We start from the raw sequence: 23,897 nt of genomic DNA on the forward strand, positions 1-23,897 counted from the left end.
AGAATAGAGAGAACAGTTATGTAGTACCGGCAAGGAACCCTGGTCCAATAAACGCTGAGCCGGTACAGAGCAGCGAATATTAGAGAGAAATAGAATGGAGGACTTAATCAAATGAGTAAAAGCCAGATAAACCTGCAAGATGCCTTTTTGAATCAAGTGAGGAAGGATAAAATCCCCGTAACCGTCTTTTTGGTTAACGGGTTTCAGATAAAGGGAATGGTAAGAGGTTTTGATAATTTCACCGTAATTATTGAAGTAGACCAAAAACAGCAACTGGTATACAAACATGCGATTTCAACCGTGGCCCCGCTCCGGCCTATATCCATGTTGAATCTGGAAGCCAAAAGCGATGACGACTAAACTCACTTTCCCTCGGTGGTTGTAGCCCCCACCCTGCGGGTACTACTGATGCTTCCTGTGGTCGCTATTAAAGATACGGCCATGGGTGGCATAGTTAGCGATTCCGATACAAGATCTGCATATGATTACCTAAAATATCTGCTTGAACAAAAAAGAAAGAATAAAACCTGGGCGGAGATTAAACAATTGTTACCGGATGATGAACCCCTTGGCAAGGAAGAACTGCGACAATTAGACGCCCCGGATGATTATATTACCTTGGAACAAGCAATAGAAGAATATGACAACATGGAAGGAGAGGGTGGTATGACTACTTCCATAAAACAAATTGAAGAAATAATTCAGCGACTACCGGTTGAGAAACTTGAAATCTTGCTTGAAATAGCAAGGGATATTGAAAATGAAGAGCTTTCACCAGAAGATATTGCAGATATTGAGGCAGGTAAGACAGAAATAGAACGCGGGGAATGGGTGAGCTTAGATGAGTTCTGCCAACAAAAACAATTATAAAGTCAAACTGTCCCGCAAAGCATCAACATATCTTTCCCGCGTCAATAGCCCCTTTGATCAAAGAATTATTAACGCCTTGCGGTCGCTGGCAATAAATCCGAAGAATGACAGCCAGGATATAATTCCATTGGAAGGCAGAGCAGGAGAGTATAGACTTCGTGTAGGTAAATACCGGATTATTTTCACCATAGACGATTCGGACAAAACTATCAACGTAGCTACTATTCTCCCACGTGGCGACGTATATAAATAACAAGATTATTAACTCGACTTTCGTAGCAACGGGAATAGAATACTTTGAGACCCTTATGAGGATGCTTAGAGCTATGCTTGGGCTTATTACACACAGGGCGCAGGCATAGCTTGCGCCTTGTATTGGGAAGAATAAATATGAACTTCAATATGCCAATTTTCGCTAATCGACAGAATCACTCCATGGCACCACTTTTATCTGTTTCTCATATAATATAAAGAAATATGTTTCTCGCTTTTAAGCAGCCGGGTTCCTATTGATAAAACAGCTGGCGGGTTCTAATCCCCGGTACGTTGCAGCCCTCTCATTGAAACTGCTTCGCAGTTTCTTCCGATGCTTAAATAGCTTTCTTGGGAAGTGGTGAAGGAATGGAAATATCGATGCGCTTTACGGATATAAACCAGGAACGGGAACGAATTCTCTCATGCCCGGTGCCTGGTTATTTCCCCCGCAAAGATTCTTTTTTGGAACTAGAAAGACTAATTGGCTTGCGGGAAGTAAAGAGAACCCTGGCCGAAGTGGCGGCTTTTACCTTAATCCAAAACAGACGATCAGAACTGCGGCTTAAATCAGACCCCACCGCCCTGCACATGGTTTTCAAGGGTAATCCCGGTACGGGCAAAACCACCGTAGCAAGGATTCTCGGGAGAGTATTCAATGAAATTGGAATATTAAGTAAGGGACACCTCTTGGAAGTAGAAAGGGCTGACCTGGTTGGGGAGTATATCGGACACACCGCCCAAAAAACCAGGGAGATCTTAAAAAGAGCCATGGGTGGTATAGTATTCATTGATGAAGCTTATTCTCTGGCCCAGGGAGGGGAAAGGGATTTTGGGAAGGAAGCCATTAGCACTTTGGTTAAAGCTATGGAGGACTACCGGGATAACCTGGTGGTAATCCTGGCGGGCTATTCTCAAGAAATCGATCGTTTTTTAAAGTCTAACCCCGGACTCAGATCCCGTTTTCCCATTCATATTGACTTCTGCGACTACAATGCTGAGGAATTATTTCAAATTGCCCTGCAGATATACCAGGAAAGAGAGTATGAATTAACCAGTAGATGCCGGTGGAAACTTAAACAACAACTCAATGAATTTGTCAAAAACCGTCATTCTCACAGTGGTAATGCCAGGTATGTGAGGAACCTGGCGGAGAAATCCATAAGATTGCAGGCCTTGCGCATAGTGGATAAAGATGCCCCTGTCCGCCGCGATTTAGTAACAATTGAAGAAGCGGATCTGCCTGATCCTCGCAGTATTCAGGCTTAAAGCTGGGTAAAAGTGTAGAAAAGAAGGCAAATAAGTCCGGGGAATGTCCCCGGACTTATTCTGTGTGTATCTGGTATGGTAGTGTGCTAAAGGTAGAGCGGGTCGTTAAAATTTTCCAATCATGGAAACAATCGTGGTCAGAATAAAATAGGAGTATATTCCTAATTAAATTGAGTTTCGGATATAATCGGAGTATAATGCGTATAATAAACCATAGAGATGATAGCGTGAAAAATACTTTTTCATTACTATTTGTATCGCTGTGTGCGGCGAGACGGAGGTTTATATGCAAAATATAATCGAACGAAAAGAATATCTCGACTGGCTGATTCGCTGGAAGGAAAAGCAAATCATAAAGGTTGTGTCCGGTGCCCGCAGGTGTGGAAAGTCAACCATGTTCGATATTTTTTGCAATTACCTGCTGGAAAACGGAGTGGAACAAAGCCAAATCATCATGCTCAATTTTGAGGATATTGACCTGGAGCACCTGAGTAATTATCGGCTTTTATATGATTATATCAAGCCTATGCTTCTGCCTGGCAGGATGAACTATATCTTTTTGGATGAGATACAGCATGTAGAGCAGTTTGAAAAAGCAGTGGACAGCCTGTTCCTGAAAGAAAACTGCGATATTTATATTACTGGCTCCAATGCCTACTTCATGTCTGGTGAGCTTGCTACGCTACTCTCCGGCAGATATGTTGAACTGAAAATGCTGCCGCTGTCCTTCAGGGAATTTTGCTCTGGTCTTGGCGCTAATCAGCACGAACTATCCAAAAACGAGAAGTTTAATCTGTATGTGGAAAATGGTTCCTTTCCCTACATTCTGAAATATGGTCACGGAAAAAAGGAAGCGCGGGAATACCTGCGGGACATCTACAACACTGTTTTACTGAATGATATCGTCGCCCGGCTAAAAATAAAGGATGTGAACATGCTGGAGAATGTAACCAGGTTCATGCTCCATAATATTGGAAACAAGGTTTCGCTGACAAAGATTGCAAACACTCTGAAATCCGAAGGCAAGGGCGTTGACCAGAAGACAGTGGATCGGTATATCCGTGGGTTGACTGACAGTCTGATACTATATGAAGCGACTCGCTACAACATCAAAGGCAAGCAGTTTCTCACCACCCAGAGTAAGTACTATGCCGTTGATGTTGGACTGCGGAATGTGCTTGTCAGAGGAAAAGAAAGCGATGTGGGACACATCCTTGAAAACATTGTTTTTCTAGAGCTGAGAAGGCGCGGCTACGAGGTGTATGTCGGTCAGCTCGCTGACGGCGGCGAGGTTGATTTTGTAGCGATCAGCCCTGACGATTTTGCCTATTATCAGGTAGCAGCGACAACGCTGGAAGAAGAAACGCTGAAAAGAGAACTAGCTCCTTTAAAAAAAATAGCTGATAATTATCCCAAATACCTGCTCACACTGGATGAGCCGTTTGGAACAGCAGATTATGATGGTATCCAAAAGCGCAATGTTGTGGATTGGCTGCTGGAAGAATAACGAAGATGGGATATTTAAAGCCGGCAAAATAAAGGAATTGAAGGTCGCATAGGGTAATAACAAAACAGCTCTAAGCCCGGATATTATGGCATTTCAGGGTGAATAAATACCATGTTTATGGTATAATAATACCTATAACAGGCCAGATAATTGGGCTTCGATAATTGAGCAACTTATTGATAAAATTCTTAGGCAGGAACAATAAATGGCTGAACACAATGCCATGATAGAACAATAAAGAAAGAGGTGTTCCAAAAGTGACTAAGCTATTATCAGAATCGGAACTTCGCTTGTTGTTTTGGGACACAGACTATACCCAAATAGATTATAGGAAACATAGTAAAGCGGTAATTGAACGCATTCTCATGTTTGGAAGCATGGATGCTTATAGATGGTTGTTCAGGTTTTATGAAATCGATGAGATAAAAAAAGTAATTACTACCAGCAGACAATTAGATGTACGTACAGCGACCATGTTTATGAACTTTTTCGGAATTCCCAGGGAGGTAATGGCATGTTTCAAGAATGCATTAACCCCAGTTTAATTCCTATTTTAGACAGGCTAGTAGAATGCGATATCTTAACTGATAGAGGGTTTTACTTAGCGGGAGGTACTGCTTTAGCAATTCAGCTAGGACATAGAATCTCAGTTGACTTGGACTTCTTTTCTGTGGATGATTTTGAACCGCAGAACTTATTGATTTCGTTAAATGAGAGTTTAGGTGAAATTAAGGTTATAAATATGAGCAAAGGCACATTAAACTTTGTGATTAATGGGGAAAAAGTCAGCTTCATCAGATATCCCTACAAAAACATTTATCTCCCATTAGACTTTAGAGGTTGCCCAATAGCTGATTATCGCGATATTGGCGCAACTAAACTTATGACTATCTCCCAGAGAGGGTTAATAAGGGATTTTTATGATTTAGATGCCGTTATCCAAACTGGAATATCGTTTGCTCAGATTGTAGCTATAATGGAAGAAAAGTATCCTACCGTAAAAACTGTTATGCCTCATATAATAAGAAGTATTGGATACTTTGAAGACGCGGACAACGAACCTCGTCCATTAATTCGAAGAGCAGAGGGGTTCTCACTATTAACGGATTTAGAATGGAATGAAATTAAACAACGGTTCCTGATTCTCCAAAAAAATGCATTAACTCGAGAACTGGGCATAAAACCTGAAGCGGGTCCCCGTGGAAGATAAATCCATCTCCCTTTTTATCTTGACCGGATTCCAATATTAATCTAATACTTTTATACCGTTGATTAACATAGGCGCTTTGGCGCCTTTTCTTTATGATGTAATAATGGCACACGAGTAGTATCTGTTGGGTTCAACCAGATATTGGTGTATGCTTTAAGTACTGGAATTAGTACATTATGCAGAATGGTTATTAAAAAGCCGATGTACCTTTTTACGGGAATAGCCAGATGTTGTTGCAAAAAGCCGTGGAATAGTATCCATAAAGCAACGGAACAGTATAATAAACCTTTTGAATCAAACGAGCCCAGTTCCTGCGCAGTTCCTTTTTCGTAATATCGGAATCAACCGGCACCGGCGTTTTAATATCAACATCGGCTTTCGTTAGTAGAAAAATGTGGTAAAATGCAGGTAGCCAAAAGGGAAGACCTCCGGCTCCTGGTGTAGAACCGGGAGAGGGGGTGATGGCAACGAGCTTCACGGAAGTGTGCGCTCTGTTAATGCTACTAATTGCGGTAGCTGCCCTTGTTCACCAGCTCAATCAAAGAAAATAGGCTAATACATAAGTATTAGCCAAATCCTGAATTATATCCACCAACACATACACCAGGAGTTGTAGAAAAACTTCCCGATGGCTAGAGAGGTTTCCGGTTACTGCCGGGGACCTCTTGTTATTTATTATACACATTTTTATAATTTATTCCACTAAAACAGCCTTTTTTTCTTTATGATGTAATAATGGCACACGAGTAGTATCTGTTGGGTTCAACCAGATATTGGTGTATACTTTAAGTACTGGAATTAGTAATTTTTGCAGAATGTTTATTAAGTAAGCAGTTGGAATGAAATTATTTACTGGGGTGAATGCAACAAACATGAATATTAATTCGGATATAAATGTCCTGGGTAGCTTGTCAGATTTCAGCCTGATATCGGCTTTGTTGGTTGAAGGCAAAAATAATACAAATTACCAGGCCTATTCCAATATAAAGACCAATAGATCCTATAAGAGATTTGCCAGCGCCATAACGAACACCCTTATCAAATTTACCGACCCCAATATGGAATATTTAATTCGGGATGTATTTGAGCATGAGGGGCTTTCCGCTCACTGCTTGCTTTTAATATTTTGGAATGCCTGCGTAAATAATGAACTGCTCGATTATCTAAATCAAAAAGTTTATTTTCCGGCTTTATACAGCGGGCGGGCGGCACTTAAGAAAGATGAAGTTGTGGCCTGCTTGCAGGAATTAAAGCAGAGCGAAACAGCTATGCAGAAGTGGACTGATTCAACTATTGAAACTACTGCCTCCAAGTACCTCACATTTCTTAAAAAATTTAACCTGATGGAAGGCAGGGTTAATAAAACCATAGCTCCCCCAGTTATGAGTGATAAAGAATTAATACTTTTTATCTATTGGCTATTAAGCGTTGAACCCAAAACTAATTTACTGGAAAGCGGGTGGCTGCCATACTGCTTTTTAGAAAAAGAATTGTTTATTCAGCAGATTATGCAGAAAAGGTATATGAAGTTTTATAACCTTCAATATTCGGTAAATAACCTGAAAATCGAACCGACCTTTTCATACAAGGAGCTGTATCATGAACTTGGTTAATCCTGAAAACATGGTTTTGACCACCATACGGCTGGTTGAGTCCGATGAAAAATCACATATTCGTTTAAGTGCCAATGGCGGTAATTCAATATTACTGGTATGTGAGCCAGACCGGGAAATAGATTATATCCGAGCCATAAGGAAATTAATGCCTGAGGATAAATACCAGATCATTGATTTAAGCGATTTGCTCTGTCAATTTGTCGAGCAGAACAAATCCAACCTGGAAGAAATGTTTAACCTGCTGCAAGGGTCGCTGCATCAAATATTTAAAACCCCGGCCGGAGAAGAAGGCAGCGATTATTTAGGGTTAATTCTGCAGGCTGTCGATAGCAGCTTAAAAGCAGATAAGATCCCGGTATTGATTAACACCGGTACTTTGTACGGCAGCGGAATTGGGAGCATACATATTGTAGAGAACGATTTAGTAATGCGGGCCAAATCACCTTTAATTATTTTATATCCGGCCACCTGGGTTCAGGATATGCTTATGTTTTTAGGAAAAAGACCGGCATCCAAATACAGATGCATGGTGCTTAAGTAGAATATAGGGGAGGTTGGTGGGGTTAGCCATGAAGATAAAGGATAGTCTGACTATTGATTTAACTGAGGATATAAAAAATGTTATCGACCTGGAAGATCATTCCGAAGCAGAAATTCAGGCTGAAATCGAAAATTACATTGTTACTGATGGCCTGGCCCGTGATTACGAAGATTTTGCAGCTACATTTACTTCTGATATTGTAGAAACCGGAGTTTGGATTTCTGGATTTTATGGTTCGGGTAAATCGTATTTCGGCAAACTGCTGGGCTACCTGCTCAGTAATCGCAGCATTGCCGGCACTCCTGCCCGGGATAGAATCCTGCAAAGATTTACCGGTATAAGGGATGAAGCCTTAATTAAAAACTCTATTGCCCGGCTTGATCCGGAGAATTGTCGGGTAGTATTTATGGATGTAGCCAAGCAGGATACATCAAAAGGTTTAGCCTTTACTCTCTTTAGAGTGTTTTTAAAATCATTGGATCTACCGGAGAATGAACATGGTATTTTATTATATCAATTAATGATAAATGATAATCAGACTAACATTCATGATTACATTGATAAAAGAATGGATAAAGACTGGAGTAAGATTCAAACCAGAATGCTGGAGTACACCAAAACAGCCAAATCAATCTATATCAATGCGGGAAACAGCGAGAGTGATTATGATAACTTAATGACTACCATTCGCCGCGATATGGATCAATTTAGTGCATCCCGTTTAAAAGATGAATTAAGTAATTATTTACAGATAAATACTGGTGAGAAAATCATTTTTCTCTTTGATGAAGCCAGTGAAGCCATTACCCAGCAAAAATTTAACCTGCTGGATCTGGAAGGTATCAGCGAAGCCTTATCATCATTGGGGGCAAAAGTATGGACTATTGCTATTGCCCAGGAAAAATTAGATGATGTCATTAATAATTCCAACATAAACAAAGCTCAGCTTACCAAAGTAACCGACCGCTTCAAGACCAAAATCCACCTGGAAGCTACCGAGGTAGATATAATAATCCGCAATCGCTTATTAAACAAAAAGACTGCCGCAGAAGATAAATTAAGGGTTCATTATAATAAAAACTCCGGAAAAATCAGCGATCATGCTGCTTTAACCGGTATAGGAATAATTAAAACGGATACGCTGGATTCTTATTTAACATATTATCCTTTTTATCAATATCAATTCAACCTGCTGCAAAATTTCTTGTTTGGAACCAAAGGCTATGCTTCAAGTAAAGTAGCTGCCCGGGGCATGATCATAACTACCTATGATATTTTAAAGCGGGAGTTAGCCGAAAAAGAACTGTTTGCCACTGCTACCGGATGGCAAATAAACAAACAGGCTCAGCCCCAACCTCCGGCACACCTGGTTAACCGCTACGATAATGCTGAACGCATACTAAAAGAACGCAGCTCCACTATTTCCGGTCGCAGATTATTGGAAACTATTAATTTTTTGAATGAAGCGGAAGTTGGCCCCACGACTACCATATCCAATATTATTAAGTCCTACATAGATGATCCGGAAGACTACCATAAAGTGTACGAGCATATTGTCAAAGCATTGGATGATTTAGTAGAAGCCAAAATACTCTTATCAACTAATAACACCTATCGTATTACTTCCGATCTGGAACAGCGTTTATTGGAGGAAATGAACCGCTTTATCGTTCAAGGCTTTGTGAAGAAGAAGAATGCTGTTACTGCTTATAAAGACAGCTCTTTTATAAAAACATTGGCCCGCATTACCGACAGCAATCTGCCTTATGATTTTTACATCAGCACCGACAATGATGATGAATTAACTAATCCCGCCTTGAAAGAACTCAAAATCAAAGTAAAAAGTGTATATAACCAGGGTGATAACCGCAGTGCTGACATAGAGACATTGAAAGCACAAAGCCAAAATGATAAAGATCTCATCTGGCTCTTACCGGATAATAGTTCATTTCCTGAACTGGATCGTCTCATTGATGAAATTCAACGAATTACCTATCTGGAAGAAAACTATAATAACCCGCAGTCCGAGGAAGCCGGCATCATAAGGAATTTTTCAACTGCCAAAGGCGAAAAAGAAAATCGGGTTAAGGAACTGATAGAGCGGTCATTACATAATGCTACCGCCATATATCTATATAACACCTATCAATTGGATCAGGATAACTGGCAGACTACCCTGCAAAACCTGCAGCGCAATGTCATACAGAACGTCTATTTCAAACGACTGACTGCCCAATTAAATGATGAAGTAGCAGGCAGGGTAATTAAAGAAGCGAACAATACGCGTTTAAGGACTTACTTTGCCGGTTCAGAATTTCAGTTTTTTGATGCCCAGGGAAATTTCATTGGTGAAAACTTAAAAGCTGCCGAGGAGATACTGTTTAAAATTAAAAATACTTTTGCAGATGGGGATACCCTGGCCAAAGAATTGGGAAAACCTCCTACCGGTTTTGCTTTTGGCACGGTTATTTCAACGGTGGCCGCCTTGATGCGTGGTGCTAAAATAATAGCTAAATACAATGGGATGGAGAAGTTTTCCTGGCGTGATGAAGGAGTAAGCACTATTTTCTCAACTGCTCGGGAGTTTCGTAAAGCCTCCTTCAAAGCCGTAGCAAAATCTTTATCAGCCCAGCAAAAAAACGATATGGTTACTATTCTGCAGGAGTCGAAATGTGAGCAAAGAATCGATAAAAAGATTGACTGGAGCACTAATGATTTTGATTTAGCCAATGCTAGCAAAGAACTGGCCAAAATGTTCTGCAATAAAGCGGATGAAATGCGCAAGCAAAACCCGGATTTTGATTTGCTCTTTGCCGATATAAATGAGCAAAAGAAAACCCTGGGGGAATTTACCGGGGTCGTTAGTGAAGCCAACTATATCGAAAGAGCGGAGAACTTTCTCACCCGTAAAGATACCTTTACCAGCGCGGTTAAAGCCATCGAAAAGGCGGAAAAATTTATTCATGGCAAATTGCCTAAGCTTCGGCAGTGGTATACTTTTGCTGATGGAGTAAAGGATGAATTAAGCAAATCGGCTCGCAGTAGCGAAATACTTACCCGTTTCATATCGGAGTTCGATAATTTATATGCTCAGGGAGTAGTAAAAAATTATGCTGCTTTACAAGAGACTGCCCAAAAAATAAAGGATGAATACTATGCCCTCTTAAGCAGTGCCGCCGGTGATATGGCCGGTAAATACAGCCAGTTAAAGACTGCCGCCGAAGCAGTTATTGAAGAAATCAATCGCCTCCCGACCGGGTTGAATGATGAAGCTTTGGTTAAAGCGGAGACCCTGTTACACTATGCCGAGCAGAGAATGCTGGCCAATGTAGAGATTGATTTTGAGGTGCAGGACAAGCATTCCCATTTTACTTATTCGGAAATGCTCTCGTTTATTGAACTGTATAATACAAAGAAAACTGAACTAGAAATTATTAGAGCAGGTTTGATAAAAAAAGCACCGCCGGAACCGAAACCGGGTGGTCCGGTTCCGGAAACGATAACCCATACTACCAGGCTGCCCGGTTTACGGCTAAAAGTAGGTAGATACAAAAAATGGCTGCAGCAGGAAATGCATAAATTAGCCGCTGTAAGTGATAACGATGAAATAGAGATCAGGAAGGGATAATCATGAAACTAGCTGAACATGTTGAACATATTCGGCAGATAATAGATCAGGCATTTCGTAATACTCTGGGGCGCATGGGCATAACTGCCACTGTCCTGCAACCGCTGGAAAATTTATCGCAGCAATTTCATCTTGACAGGATACGGATAGAAGATGTTTTTGAAAACTTTGCTGCTGAAACTGGTTCTGTTGCTGATGCCTACGAGAAACTGGTAGAAGAACTTACCTTTACCCTTTTTAATCGCCTGGCAGCGCTCAAGGTAATGGAAGCCCATGGCCTGAATAGCCCGATACTTACTCGCAGCAGCCAGCATGGGGATCGTTCTTTTGCTCATTTTCTCTGGCTGGAACAAAATCCCGAAGGGCGCAATGAAGAGCAGGAAGGTCTGCTGCCTTTTATAGAAGAACAGCTGAATACCTTGTCGGCTGATATTCCCTTATTCAGCCCCCAGTATCCTTATCATCTCCTACCTACTGCTATTGAATTAAGGGATATTATAGATGCTTTTAATGCGGTGGAAAAGGATGAACAGGTTGAAGCAGATATCTGGAAAAGTGATGATGTTTTAGGTTGGTTATATGAAAGCTACAACAATTACAAAAAAGCTGCCCACAAAGAAAGCAAAGCTAAAACTGAATATAACAAAGTCAGCATCCAGAGTCAGGTTTATACCCCCGGTTGGGTTGTGAAATTTCTGGTGGACAATAGCCTGGGCAAATTATATCTGGAAATGTTTCCCGACTCCACCATCAAAGAAAAATATAAAATTGCCAATGCCCCGGCCAAACCAAACCGGGAAAGGAAACCGCTTACTGAAATACGGCTTATTGATATAATCATGCAGAGTTTGATACAATTTAATTATCCTAAAAGTTATTGTGCTCAGGGGTGTGCAGAGATATGAGGTAGAGTAATATTCGCAATTCGCTTACTTGGGTCTTAAAAGGTATCTGTATCCTAATGAATTAGATGCCACTTTAGTGCAGTTTGTATTAAATGTGTGGAAATTTGTTTTTTATTCAGTCAAAGAAACGGGGGCGATTTTATGATAAATTGGCAACCAATAAATGAATCAGTAGACGGAGAATATTTAGATAATAATTTAGGTATAATCCCACGTCACAATTACATTACAGGGCTTAAAAACTACGTGCTTGCAACATTAGAACAGTTAATCGGATATTTAAGCAGATCAAATATTAATGATGATATGATTAAATTTTTGTGTTCGTCATTATATTCAGTTGCCCAAAGAAGGAATGAACGTTATTTTGAAGTTATAAGAGAAGTTCATAAAATTACTGATATAGAAGAAAGTGTTGAAACTATAATCACAAAAATCAAGGATGCTTATCAAGATAACACTCTTACAGATCCTGAAGCCATTGTTTTATCAGAAATAGCTTCAATGAATTATAATGAGTATTTATTGAAAAGTGATTATCAACGCTGTGATTACAGTGCTATGCTTACTCTATCCAGATTGGCTTACCAAATTATATTACAAGGTCTCGACAGATATATTAATCAAATTGAAATGTTTGTAGATACAGATGGACTATTGTTATCATGGCAATTCGATTATGCGGATACTAAAAATGATCATGTCTGGATTGAATGGACACCCATTGATAAGGTTGATTTTTACTATTCGATATATCACGCTAACTGTGCTGGTTTATCTGACAATTCTATGTGGGACTTGGCTTCTGCAGATTCAGTAGATGAACAATTTAAAAAGGATGATGGTAGAAAAACCGTTTCTTATAATATGCCTTACAAACAATACTGTGGGGTTATTGAGCAAGAAATTAACGAGATTATTCAACTCTCAGATATAAAAAATAAACCAACGAAGCATTTAATGTGGTATGACATGAAGGAATTTGTTAAAGAAAACAAAATACAGTTTGTTGAAGGGACATTTTCATTTAATAAAATGCTTCAAGATTTATACTGGCCACGAAATTTATCATCACACGGTGAAAAAATTACGAAAAAGCAATATGAGAAATTAGCGAGTTATAGAGACCAACAGCTCTTTGAAATAATTTCTTGGACAAAATTACAGCTTCTTGGTAAAAAATTCGAACCTATCTTACCGGACAATGCATAACAACACCACAATATGATTTTAGGATAATAAACTGGAGGCATTTGATATGTTAGTTGATATTGAAAATATGGACGGATATGAATTTGAAGGTTTTATAGCAGAATTATTACGGAAAATTGGATTCGTTGTAGAAGAAACTCCACTATCAGGAGATAGTGGAGTAGATTTAATTGCATATTCGAAAGAGCCATTATATAAAGGCAAGTATTTAATACAATGCAAGCGCTGGGAAGGTAATATTGGAGAACCAGCAGTTCGTGATTTATATGGAGTTGTGTTAAGCAATAATGCAAATAAAGGTATTATAATTACTAATTCGTTTTTCACTCAACAAGCCGTTGAGTTTGCTGACGGTAAAAATATTGAACTTATAGATGGAAATATACTAAACAACCTAATAAATGAGTATTTTAGCAATACTTTTATAACAAAAAATAGTATTACAGCTAAAACCCACTTTACGAAAGCAGAAGGGTTTGAACTGAATAAATACATATATTATAAACAAATAGTTGATACGAATAAAAGAAGCCTAGATGCTTATCTGGATTTATTTAATTTTATTTATAATTATATAGAAAGTAAAAACATGAAAATTATGTACTCTGGATTAATTGAAGAGTGCATACTCTTATGTGAAGAGATTATTAAAAGATTTGGGGTTAAAGGGAAGAAAGGTATAGTTATAAAAGGCCTGTTTTCGCGTATAAAAGGGACTCTATTAATGTTATTAGGACAAATAGATGACGCCTATGAAATGATTCATAAAATAATGGAATTTAATAAACAGAATTTTACTTATAATTTGGTAGGCCATTATTTCTATTTTTATCCTGAACATTATACCTATACCGCCGCTTTAGAGAGCAAGGAAGAGTACAGGAGCTTTATTTTAGAAAGAGGTTTACTGATTCATAAAACAAATATGTTAAATATGTTAGTTTATATCAATGATGAATATAGCAGTAAATGGTTATATGATAAATACATTAGCTACTATAATTTCATCAAAAACGCAGCTTATGAAGAAAATGAAATTATTGTAAAGCGGAAACAATTATTAATTGATGTTGCTAATAAGAATTACAAACTTGTAAATGAACAAATTGAATCTGTAATGAGTAAAAATAAACTAAAGTTGTTCCTTCCAGAAAGTATAATTATTAATGATAAAGACCCAATTTATTCAGGGTTAACATATTCAATTAATAGTTTTTTATACATTAACGATATCGTAGCTTACTGGTCATCAAATTTAGATTTCGAAAAGCAAAAAGAGAAAATTAAGTTTTTGATTTCCTTAAATGAGTGAAAATATAATAGTTTGTAAGATATCTTGGATTCCAAAGTACAAAGAAGTAGTTCATGGAAAAAGTCAAGGAAACAACTTTGGAATAAGAATTGTTATCAATAGTCCTTATAACTTTTTAATTTTGCCTATACCTTTTAATTATTCCTCGGATCCGGATCGATAGGGGGTGCAAAGACTGTAATGATGGAGGTAGCGACAAGGCAGACTGTTTTGCAAAACACAATCTACAAACGAAAGAAGCGGCTTCCGCTGTCAGTCCTTGACCGCAGGAAGTCTTTATATCAAGTGGTTTCAGCCCATTTGCCAACCGGCAATAAAGCAAGAATCGCTTATTTGCATTGTATCAAAGACGGTAAGAACATAGACCCCGCTTGCGGCTCGGGCAATTTTTTGCTCTATGCTTTTGATTTACTATATGACCTTTACATTGACCAGATTAATAACTATGGCGCTGACTATGATGACGACGAAATACCAGAACTAATTATTCGGCACAACCTGCATGGGATCGATATAGATGACCGAGCTGTACAACTGGCTCAATTAGGGTTGCACATAAAAGTTAAACGTCAGAATCGCTCGGTTAAAATTGAACATTTCAATATTGTCAGCTCAGATTTCTTTTTACTCGATTATCCCGAGGTAAAGCATCTCTTTGAAAATGGGGAAAAACTCAGTCTCGAATTGGAGAACATTGTTACAGAAATGTGGGATGAGCTGCAGCAGGCTTATAAATTTGGTTCTTTAATACGATTGGAAGAGAAATTCAGCCTGCGTATGCAGGAACTGGTTCAGCAGTGGGATGAAGGCCGCTTGTTTAAAGAACAAACGCTGGCTAATTATGAACAGTTCCGGGAAAACTTCTTTACCGGTTTGCAAAATGCAGTAGCTCATAATACCGCAAAGCACGGTATTAATTTTTTAAACAGCAAAACCGGTGATGCCATAAGATTTTTAGAATTACTGACCCAGAAATACGATGTAGCGGTAGCCAATCCTCCTTATACCGATAGCAACGATTTTGGCCCCGAATTGAAAAAGTTTATAAATTCCAACTATAAGAAGCCGTATAAATTTCACTCAAATCTTTATGCAGCATTTATTATATAATGGACCCAGGAAACTAGACACAAAAGTATGAGGAGTTAAGCAATAAAAATTATGAGAAAAAAATATACTGATGAATTCAAAGCCCAGATTGTTCTGGAAATATTCAAAGAAGAAAAAAGCGTTACCCAATTAGCATCTGAACATGGGATACATCCCACCCAATTAACCCGTTGGAAGAACGAGGCCATACAAAACTTGCCCAGTCTCTTTACTGATGACCGCAAGGGTGTACAAGCTCTGAAAAAGACCTATGAATCCAAAATTGATGAGCTCTATGCCGAAGTCGGTCGGCTTACCACGCAGAATACGTGGCTTAAAAAAAAATCTGGCCTCCGCGTTGACGAGAAGTGAACGTAATGCGTTGGTAGATTGGGATAACCCAGAACTTCCTATCAAGACCCAGGCCGAACTCCTAAGCCTAAATAGAACCAGTCTCTACTACAAGCCGGTTCCTCCGTCACCGGAAGAAATCAGCATCAAACATCTTATTGATGAAATATATACCAAGTATCCGTATTACGGATCCCGGCGAATCCAAGCCGTACTCAATAAAAAGGGGGTTATTATTAACCGCAAAGCTGTTCAACGACATATGCGAGAGATGGGCATCCAGGGAATTTGCCCCGGCCCTAATCTAAGTAAAAGAGACCTACAACACCGGATTTACCCTTATCTGTTAAGAGGGGTTAAAATTACCCATCCCAACCAGGTATGGAGTTTAGATATAACCTATATCCGCATGAAATATGGTTGGATGTACCTAGTCGCCATAATTGATTGGTACTCTCGGTATATATTAAGCTGGGAGCTGGATCAGAGCCTGGAAATATCTTTTGTTCTCAGGGCTGTTAACAAAGCCTTGGCTCAAGCTCAACCCGAGATTATGAATAGCGATCAGGGCAGCCAGTTTACCAGTATCCCATACATTGAACTGCTTCAAAATGCAGGGGCAAAGATTAGCATGGACGGCAAGTGCCGTGCCCTGGATAACATCTTTATCGAACGGGTATGGCGTTCCCTCAAGTGGGAAGACATCTTCCTAAAAAACTATGAAACACCCCGGGAAGTTAGACATGGGGTAAACAACTGGTTTCAGACATACAACTATGGGCGCCCCCATCAATCACTGAAATACCAGACACCCGCACAGGTGTATTTCGAAAGTAAGGAGGTTATGACTATAGATTCAGTAAACGATATCACAGAGGTATTGGCCCTACCGGAATCCAATTGTTTCGCATTCTCATGAACGCGGGACTTGACAGCCATCCCCCTTGTGGTCAATAAATGCACCGACGGGGTGGCTCCGAAAACAGATCCACATGCGGAACACCCGTCGCTTTAACCAGGATACCACAAGCGGGAACCCTGTCTGTAAAGTCCCGCTGGTCAGGTGCTAACCGCAAGGCTACCTCCGGGGTTCACCAAAAACAGATTGCGATGGCATTAAAGAAGGATATAGTCCCCCTATTAAAAGAATCTTATTAGGATTATCAAAGAACAATTTCTACTAAATATGATTAAAACGAGAGGAGGCTCCATTGCTTAAATTTAAAATATTTGTGTCTTGACAATGGGGTCCATCTTATTATGAGGTGTTACGAATTAATTAATGAAGAAGGTAAACTGGCACTAATCCACCCGTTGACTTTTATGTATATCAAATCTTTCGAAGATGTTCGCCGATTAATAATCGATAAGCTACATATAAATGTTTTGGTCGAATTTGGAATGGGTGGACTGTTTCCTCAAGACATATGGGTAGACCCAGCCTTCTATATATTAGAATCGAAAAAACATAATGTTTTCGAATCCATTTTTGTATCACTTGATAAATACTCAAATACGTTTAATCAATCAAGAAAAAAAGATTTTCTGTTAGAAGCTATAAATGACTTTAATAATGGACTGAATAATAAACATCTATTTAAGTTGGAACAATCCAAATTTAAACTTATTGAAGGCTTGCCTTTTATTTATTGGATTTCTGATGGGTTTAGGGAACAATTTAAAGAGAAGACAATCAGTGAATTATTTAATCCTGTTCAAGGTGCTGCAACAACAAACAATCATAGATTTTTAAGATTTTGGTGGGAAGTAAATAAGAGTACTATTTCAATTAATTTTGAAGTTGATAAACATAGGTGGGTTTATTATTCAAAGGGTGGACCTTTTAATAAATGGTATGGGAATATGTGGGTTTTGTTAGATTGGAAGAATAATGGCCAGGATTTGATTGATGCGGGTGCTGTTCTTCGAAATAGTAGTTATTATTTTCAAGAAGGGATAACATATTCGGCAAGTGGTTCGAAAGGAGCTTCATACAGATATTTACCCAGCAATTGCATTTTTGATACGGGAGGTTCGTGTGTCTTCCTAAAAAAGGAATACAAAAACCTGCATTATCTCATTGCGTTTTTAAATTCACCACTATCTCGATATATAATAAACTGTTTGAATCCTACTGTTAATACGCAGGTTGGTGATATGCAAAGGATTCCAGTGGTTATTCCTTTAAAAGAGCAGGAAGAATGTATTTCTATATTTGCAACCAAAAACATTGAAATCAAAAAACACCTATGCTCTTATCGTATTATTGAAACCAATTTTGATAAAACAGCCCTTACTGCCTGTTCCGAAACAGCCTTGCGGGACAGGTTGTTGTCTTATTTAAACTACGAAAATGCACAATTAACATTGGTACTAATCAATGAAGCCATTATTAACCAGATTGTTTTCGATGTTTATGATCTTAGCCCCGAAGACCGCCGGCAGGTAGAAACCCAAATGGGCAAACCGGTGGGTGAATTACCAGTAATAGCAGAGGCCAGAGATGCATATTTAGCATCAACTACTATTGAAAGCGAAACTGTACGGGAGTTTATCCAAAAGCTATCCATTACCACCTTTGATGAGGAAAAGATACATAGCGTGAAGGATGAGTTTGCAACCCTTTATCAAAGCAACAACGATCTGGATGAGTTTTGTATCCGCCATCAGTTAAACCCCATTAATGTATGGTACTGGTTCCAGGAAAGTCTGGTATTACCCTCGGGTAGAGCTGCAGAAATAGCTTTGGGATTTCTGGCGGATACCTGTCGTACCGTTCTCATGGAAGATGAAGACGGCATTATTCCCCTGGCAGGCCTGCCTGGTGAATCTGGTCTGTTGGATCGTTTGGAGCATTATTATTTAAACCATGGCTTTACTTCAGCGCAGTTTAGCCAGTTGGATGAACTTTTAGGCCGTCCCATCAATGAGTATCTTGAGGATTATTTTTTTATGAACTTGAGTGATCTACTTAACCTTTTTAGATACTTACCTAAAACCCCCTTTATCTGGCACCTTAGCAGCGGTCCCCAGCAGGGTTTTGAAGCCTATATCATCATCTATAAATGGAACCGGGACAGCCTGTTTAAACTAAAAACCCGCTACCTCGGTAAACGGGTGGAAAGCCTGGAGTTTCGCCAGATTCAATTGGCTGATAGCAAGACTGCCCAGGCCCAAAATGAAAAAGAGAAAATCCGGTTGCAATTGCAGGAAATCGCCGAGTTTACCAGCAAGATAGATGAGCTAATTGCTGAAGGATACGATCCCCAGTTGGATGGTGGAGTGGGTAAAAATATTGCTCCCCTGCAAAAGAAAGGCTTACTGCGCAGTGAAGTGCTGACTGCCGGGCAATTGGACAAATACTTAAAGGCGGATTGGTAATGACTAATCAATGGTTTTTAGAAGATATTGAAAATCTTATAAAAAAACGGGGGCGGGTAGTAATATTAGACCCCAGGTCTCAGTATGGCTTTTTATTGCCATTACTGGAGTTCCAGGGATACACCCTGCTCAGGACTGATAGCAATTTAACCGAGCCATGGCAAACAGTCAAGGAAGAACTGTTATTGCGTTATGAAGCTGAAACCCGGCATAAATCAGATAAGGTAGTATTCTATGTCAGCCGGGAACAGGATAAGCTCAGCTTTTTGCTGGACTACTGTTTTACCCACGGCTGTCTGGATTTTAGCGAGCCGGCGAAGTGGCTTAGAAAGAAACTTTTTTCCCATACCGGGCTGCAGGTGCAGCTGGATGACGCCACTCTTTTAACCGCAGGTAAAATAGGAGCAGAAAAAGACCTGGCCTGGTGGAAGAAGATTCTGCAAAACCTGGAGGATTTGATTGACCTGGAGGATGAGTTGATACCTTTCATGGATGATCCCGAAGCTTATATTGCCGATCTGGAGCAGGACATCCGCCGCATGTTTGAAACCAAAGTATTTCAATTATTAAATCAGCCTTATATGACCAAGCCTACTAAAACATTAGCTGAAGAAGTAGCCCGTAAACTGCTGGATGGCCTGGCCTATAACGATATTAAGACTGACCTCTTATCAATCTACCATCGCTGGGCTGATAGCGAAACCTACAGTCCCTCTTTAATGAATTACGTTGCTAATTACAATCTGGATAGTTCGGTTGACCCCTGGGCAGCTCATCCCGACCATTGTTTTTCTGCGTTGGATCAAAAAGCCCTGCAGCAGCTTACCGGACATTTAAGAGATAAAGAGTATGTATCCGGGAAGCTGGATGCGATAAAAGCCCGGGCTAAAAACACCAGAGTAAAGCGTTTTGTCCCTGGCTGGTGGCAGGATTTTATCATCCTGATGGAATTTGATAACCAGCCCTTGACTGCCTGCTCCAGTTTTGAACAGGTAGTAGATTTTTATACCAGCCATTTTGCCCAGGTGGATCGGGCTATCCGCAATCTTTATACCGCCTTTTTATCAGACAAAAGCATTATTCGCCCGCTGCAGGAATACTATGAGAGCCTGAATTATGAATTGCTGCAGAAGTGGTTTGAATATGCCCAGCAATATAAGTCAGACCAGCAGGGTTATTTACCTGATTTATTTAAGAATGCTAAAGCTGGAACAGCCGTTATTGTAGGTGATGGTATCCGCTATGAAATTGCCGATTATGTAGCAACTACTTTGGCAAATAAGTTCAAGGTAGACAAACAGATTATGTTAGCCGGACTACCATCGGAAACTGAACATAATATGAGTGCGTTATATGTGGGTAATAATGAAGTGCTGGCCTCGCATAAAGACCGGGAAAAAAAGCTTGGCGAAATCAGTGGTAAAGCTATTACTTATATGAACCTGGAAGCAGTTAGCTATGGTGAAAAAGCTAATTATCTGGTACTTAACTACAAAGATATTGATTATGCCGGGGAGACATTGCAGCAGGGTGCTCTTAAACTTTTTACCGAATTTGAACAGGTACTGCAAGATAAAATTGCCCAACTCCTGAATATGGGTTATAAAGAGGTTCACTTGGTAACTGATCACGGATTTGTTTTGACCGGCTTATTGGATGAAGCTGATAAAATAGCCCCTGATGCCGGTAAAGATAAAGAAGTCCATGAACGGTTTATTCGCACCCAGGATAAACCCGATAATCCCGACTGGCTTGTTTTCGAGAAACCTTATGGCGAATACAAATATCTATGTGCGGCGAAAAGTCACCGGCCATTCAAATCCAAAGGGGCCTATGGCTTTGCCCATGGTGGATTTACTCCCCAGGAAATCATCTTACCCCGCTTTGTTTTCCGTAAAGATGGCTTTGCCACTTCCAGTTTAGGAGTTGCCATAAGCAATAAAACCGAGTTAGCGGAGGTAGCCGGTGAAATATTCGTTGTTAAGCTGCAGGCTGATGCCGGCGCTACGGATTTGTTTGCCTTTAAACGCAAGGTAAAGATACTGCTCTATGATGATAATATAAATTGTGGCAGTAGTAATCTAATTAATATGGAGCCCGGCAAAACTGAAACGATAGAGTTTACTTTTGACGACCGGCAGACCTTAAAAGCAGTTTTACTGGATGCTGAAAGCCAGGAGCAATTAGATATTGTAAGCGTAAAAAAAGCCAATATTCGGGATCTGGGCGGGTTGCTATAATTGGGAGGATTTTATGATAGATAATTTGGACAAAAAGGCTTTAGAACATTTTCGGGGATATGTAGTAAGAAAAGATTTGGCTCCTTTAATAAAGGGCGGTGCCAATGTGCCTACTTTCGTACTGGAATATTTGCTGGCCAATACCTGCAGTACGGAAGATGAGCAAAAAATAAATGTGGGCATGGAGAATGTTAAAAGTATTCTGCGCGACCATTATGTAATCCCTGAAGAAAGCAGTTTAATTCAATCCAAGCTGAGGGAAAAAGGACGCTATAAAATTATTGATAAAGTATCGGTTGATCTTGACCCGCAGCGCGATCGCTACTGGGCCAATATCAGTAACAGCAATATAAAAAGGGCTAATATATCTGATGAGCTGGTTAAGAAACATGAAAAAATGTTATTAGGTGGCATTTGGGCCATTATCGACATGGAATATGACCCCATGATAAGCATTGGCTCAAGCGTTTATCCTTTTGTGGTAAAAGATATTAACCCTATCCAATTATCTAGCTATGATGCCGGTAAGCTGGCCGCCAAAAGAAAAGAGTTTAGCAAAGATGAATGGATGACCCTGCTTTTAAGAAGTGCGGGCTATGAACCGGGCAGTGAAGGCCTGGATGACAGGAAGCAGAGCCTTTTGCTGATGAGATTGATACCACTGGTGGAAGCCAACTTTAATATGGTGGAATTGGGACCCCGTTCTTCCGGTAAATCCTATATCTATAAAGAGATAACTCCTTATGCTCTGCTGATTTCCGGTGGCCAGGGGACAGTAGCCCAGCTCTTTGTTAACAACACTACCGGACGAGTTGGCTCAGTAGGGGAGTGGGATGCTATCTGTTTTGACGAAAGCACCGACAAATTATTTAAAGATAGAGATGCCGTTCCCTTGATGAAAGATTATATGGAATCGGGCTCATTTTCCCGCGGCGGTAAGACCGGTGAAATTGCTGGCCATGCCTCGGTTATTTATAATGGCAATATCAATCAGCCGGTTGAAACCGTTTTGCAAACTTCCCATTTGTTTAGCCCGTTATCGGATGAGGTTAATCACGATACTGCGTTTTTGGACAGGATTAATCTGTACCTGCCCGGTTGGGAAATAAGCAAATTCAGCCCGGATAATTTTACCCGCCACTACGGTTTCAGTACCGATTTCTTTTCCGAGATTCTCAAAGCTCAGCGTAAAACTACCTATTATGAAGTAATAGATAAGTATTTTTCCCTGGGACATCACTTAAAACAGAGAGATTCCAAGTCAGTTCGTAAAACCATTTCCGGTTTTATTAAACTATTACATCCTGACGGCAATTTTACTAAAGAGGATATCCGGGAATATCTAGTGGTAGCCCTGGAAATGAGAAGACGGGTTAAGGAACAGTTGAAACGCATCGGTGGCATGGAATTCTGGGATACCAATTTTTCATACATAGATAAGGAAACTCAGGAAGAGTTCTTCGTCACTTTGCCTGAGGAACGGGGGAGCGACCTAATTGAAAGAAATCCCTTGCCCCCGGGAGTTTGCTACACTGCTACCAGTGACGGGAATACCAACGCACTGGTTAAAATTGAAGTGGTGGCTGTGAAAGGCAGTGGCAAGCTAAATATTACCGGAACCAACAATAACCAGGTTAAGGAAAACATTAAGAACACCTACAATTACTTGCGCGCTAACGAAAAGAATATTCTTACTGAGCAGCGCTCCTTGAAAGGCTATGATTTAAATATCCAGATAAGTAACCTGTTAGGTGCCTATATCAGCGAGGGGATTGGCTCGGCGGTATATGTAGCCATTATTTCCTCTATTTATAATAAAAACTTGAAAGCTGGATTAGCAGTCCTGGGTAACCTCTCTATTGGAGGTGCTATTGAGCAATCCCTACATTTTGCCGACAAGGTTACCCTCCTGTCAGACAATGGAGCCAAAACGGTTTTGGTGCCAATTGGCAATATAAATGAATTAACCACATTACCAGCCAGTGTTTTCGAAAAAGCTGATGTACCTTTTTACGGGAATAGCCAGATGTTGTTGCAAAAAGCCGTGGAATAGCAGGCATATCTATTGAAGTATAGCATTGCTATAGCATAGCGAAAGAGAATGGTATTTAGACAGATAAGAGCAGGGAGTAAATGATGGAGCAGAAATGTATTTTTTGCCATGAGGAAGAAGCTTTATTGCAAAATGAATTGGCCTGGGCTCGTTATGATAAATACCCAGTATCGCCGGGGCATCTGCTGATTATCGCCAGGCGGCATGTGCAATGTTATTTTGATAGCACCCCGAAGGAGCGACTGGCGCTTAATCAATTATTGGAAGAAGCTAAAAAGCTTCTGGATAAGGAATACCGACCGGATGGTTACAACATCGGGGTAAACTGCGGTGACGCGGCGGGACAAACGATAATGCACCTGCATATTCACCTGATACCGCGCTACCAGGGGGATATTGATAATCCCCGGGGTGGGGTACGGGGAGTAATACCGGATAAACGGATGTATTAGAGGTCTTGG

The 23,897-nt window shown here is 40.0% G+C and carries 20 protein-coding genes; 19 read left to right on the forward strand and 1 reads right to left on the reverse strand.

From position 1 onward, the window contains the following. Window positions 1-111: 111 nt before the first annotated feature. The 7 genes from hfq to SWOL_RS05010 all read left to right on the forward strand — a co-directional run bounded on the left by hfq (window position 112) and on the right by SWOL_RS05010 (window position 5,108). Window positions 112-360, forward strand: coding sequence for an RNA chaperone Hfq (gene hfq, locus SWOL_RS04980; RefSeq protein ID WP_011640400.1), 249 nt, complete (start codon window positions 112-114; stop codon window positions 358-360). Between the two features lie 48 nt (window positions 361-408). Beyond that, window positions 409-870: a hypothetical protein gene (locus tag SWOL_RS13505; RefSeq protein ID WP_011640401.1), complete on the forward strand. Its 462-nt coding sequence runs from the start codon at window positions 409-411 to the stop codon at window positions 868-870. Beyond that, a complete protein-coding gene (locus SWOL_RS15250; protein WP_041427399.1) occupies window positions 842-1,123 on the forward strand; it encodes a type II toxin-antitoxin system RelE family toxin in 282 nt (93 codons plus the stop codon). The genes SWOL_RS13505 and SWOL_RS15250 overlap by 29 nt, the downstream gene beginning before the upstream one ends. 368 nt (window positions 1,124-1,491) lie before the next feature. Continuing rightward, window positions 1,492-2,391 carry an AAA family ATPase gene (locus tag SWOL_RS04995; protein WP_011640402.1) on the forward strand — a complete coding sequence of 300 codons (900 nt, stop codon included), beginning with the start codon at window positions 1,492-1,494 and terminating at the stop codon, window positions 2,389-2,391. 286 nt (window positions 2,392-2,677) lie between these two features. Next, entirely contained in the window at window positions 2,678-3,898 is a 1,221-nt protein-coding gene (locus SWOL_RS05000; protein WP_011640403.1) for an ATP-binding protein, read from the forward strand. 257 nt (window positions 3,899-4,155) lie between these two features. Continuing rightward, window positions 4,156-4,443: a DUF6922 domain-containing protein gene (locus tag SWOL_RS15255; RefSeq protein ID WP_011640404.1), complete on the forward strand. Its 288-nt coding sequence runs from the start codon at window positions 4,156-4,158 to the stop codon at window positions 4,441-4,443. Next, window positions 4,413-5,108, forward strand: a complete 696-nt coding sequence (locus tag SWOL_RS05010) for a nucleotidyl transferase AbiEii/AbiGii toxin family protein (RefSeq protein ID WP_011640405.1) — start codon at window positions 4,413-4,415, stop codon at window positions 5,106-5,108. The genes SWOL_RS15255 and SWOL_RS05010 overlap by 31 nt, the downstream gene beginning before the upstream one ends. A 211-nt stretch (window positions 5,109-5,319) precedes the next feature. On the opposite strand, the gene SWOL_RS14255 is transcribed toward SWOL_RS05010, so the two are convergent. Next, complete coding sequence (locus tag SWOL_RS14255) at window positions 5,320-5,586, reverse strand: hypothetical protein (RefSeq protein WP_011640406.1); 267 nt, start codon at window positions 5,584-5,586, stop codon at window positions 5,320-5,322. A gap of 361 nt (window positions 5,587-5,947) precedes the next feature. On the opposite strand from SWOL_RS14255, the gene SWOL_RS05015 reads away from it, so the two are divergent. From SWOL_RS05015 to SWOL_RS05075, 12 genes are all read left to right on the forward strand, one after another. Then, complete coding sequence (locus tag SWOL_RS05015) at window positions 5,948-6,721, forward strand: BrxA family protein (RefSeq protein WP_081424784.1); 774 nt, start codon at window positions 5,948-5,950, stop codon at window positions 6,719-6,721. Next, window positions 6,708-7,265: a hypothetical protein gene (locus tag SWOL_RS05020; protein ID WP_011640408.1), complete on the forward strand. Its 558-nt coding sequence runs from the start codon at window positions 6,708-6,710 to the stop codon at window positions 7,263-7,265. Before SWOL_RS05015 ends, SWOL_RS05020 begins: the two co-directional genes overlap by 14 nt. 28 nt (window positions 7,266-7,293) lie before the next feature. Continuing rightward, the gene (gene brxC / locus SWOL_RS05025; protein WP_011640409.1) at window positions 7,294-10,893 is read left to right on the forward strand and encodes a BREX system P-loop protein BrxC; all 3,600 of its coding nucleotides are present in this window, start codon (window positions 7,294-7,296) and stop codon (window positions 10,891-10,893) included. 2 nt (window positions 10,894-10,895) lie between these two features. Beyond that, complete coding sequence (locus SWOL_RS05030; protein ID WP_011640410.1) at window positions 10,896-11,798, forward strand: hypothetical protein; 903 nt, start codon at window positions 10,896-10,898, stop codon at window positions 11,796-11,798. A 141-nt stretch (window positions 11,799-11,939) separates the two neighbouring features. Then, window positions 11,940-13,010, forward strand: coding sequence for a hypothetical protein (locus tag SWOL_RS05035; RefSeq protein WP_011640411.1), 1,071 nt, complete (start codon window positions 11,940-11,942; stop codon window positions 13,008-13,010). A gap of 46 nt (window positions 13,011-13,056) precedes the next feature. Then, window positions 13,057-14,322 (forward strand): restriction endonuclease, encoded by a 1,266-nt coding sequence (locus SWOL_RS13510; RefSeq protein WP_011640412.1) that lies wholly within the window; start codon window positions 13,057-13,059, stop codon window positions 14,320-14,322. Between the two features lie 180 nt (window positions 14,323-14,502). Continuing rightward, entirely contained in the window at window positions 14,503-15,432 is a 930-nt protein-coding gene (locus tag SWOL_RS05045; protein ID WP_011640413.1) for an Eco57I restriction-modification methylase domain-containing protein, read from the forward strand. 51 nt (window positions 15,433-15,483) lie between these two features. Further along, window positions 15,484-16,681 (forward strand): IS3 family transposase gene (locus SWOL_RS13950; protein ID WP_242649366.1). Its coding sequence is split into 2 segments (ribosomal slippage): window positions 15,484-15,756 and window positions 15,758-16,681, totalling 1,197 coding nucleotides; the frame shifts between segments, so codons are not numbered across the junction. Between the two features lie 1,238 nt (window positions 16,682-17,919). After that, entirely contained in the window at window positions 17,920-19,143 is a 1,224-nt protein-coding gene (locus SWOL_RS14260) for a hypothetical protein (RefSeq protein ID WP_155814135.1), read from the forward strand. Next, the gene (locus tag SWOL_RS05065; RefSeq protein ID WP_011640417.1) at window positions 19,143-21,383 is read left to right on the forward strand and encodes a PglZ domain-containing protein; all 2,241 of its coding nucleotides are present in this window, start codon (window positions 19,143-19,145) and stop codon (window positions 21,381-21,383) included. The genes SWOL_RS14260 and SWOL_RS05065 overlap by 1 nt, the downstream gene beginning before the upstream one ends. A 13-nt stretch (window positions 21,384-21,396) precedes the next feature. After that, complete coding sequence (gene brxL / locus SWOL_RS05070) at window positions 21,397-23,436, forward strand: protease Lon-related BREX system protein BrxL (RefSeq protein WP_011640418.1); 2,040 nt, start codon at window positions 21,397-21,399, stop codon at window positions 23,434-23,436. A gap of 83 nt (window positions 23,437-23,519) precedes the next feature. Beyond that, a complete protein-coding gene (locus tag SWOL_RS05075; RefSeq protein ID WP_011640419.1) occupies window positions 23,520-23,888 on the forward strand; it encodes an HIT family protein in 369 nt (122 codons plus the stop codon). Window positions 23,889-23,897 lie beyond the last annotated feature (9 nt).

The sequence above is a fragment of the Syntrophomonas wolfei subsp. wolfei str. Goettingen G311 genome (assembly GCF_000014725.1).
Classification (GTDB): Bacteria; Bacillota; Syntrophomonadia; order Syntrophomonadales; family Syntrophomonadaceae; genus Syntrophomonas; species Syntrophomonas wolfei.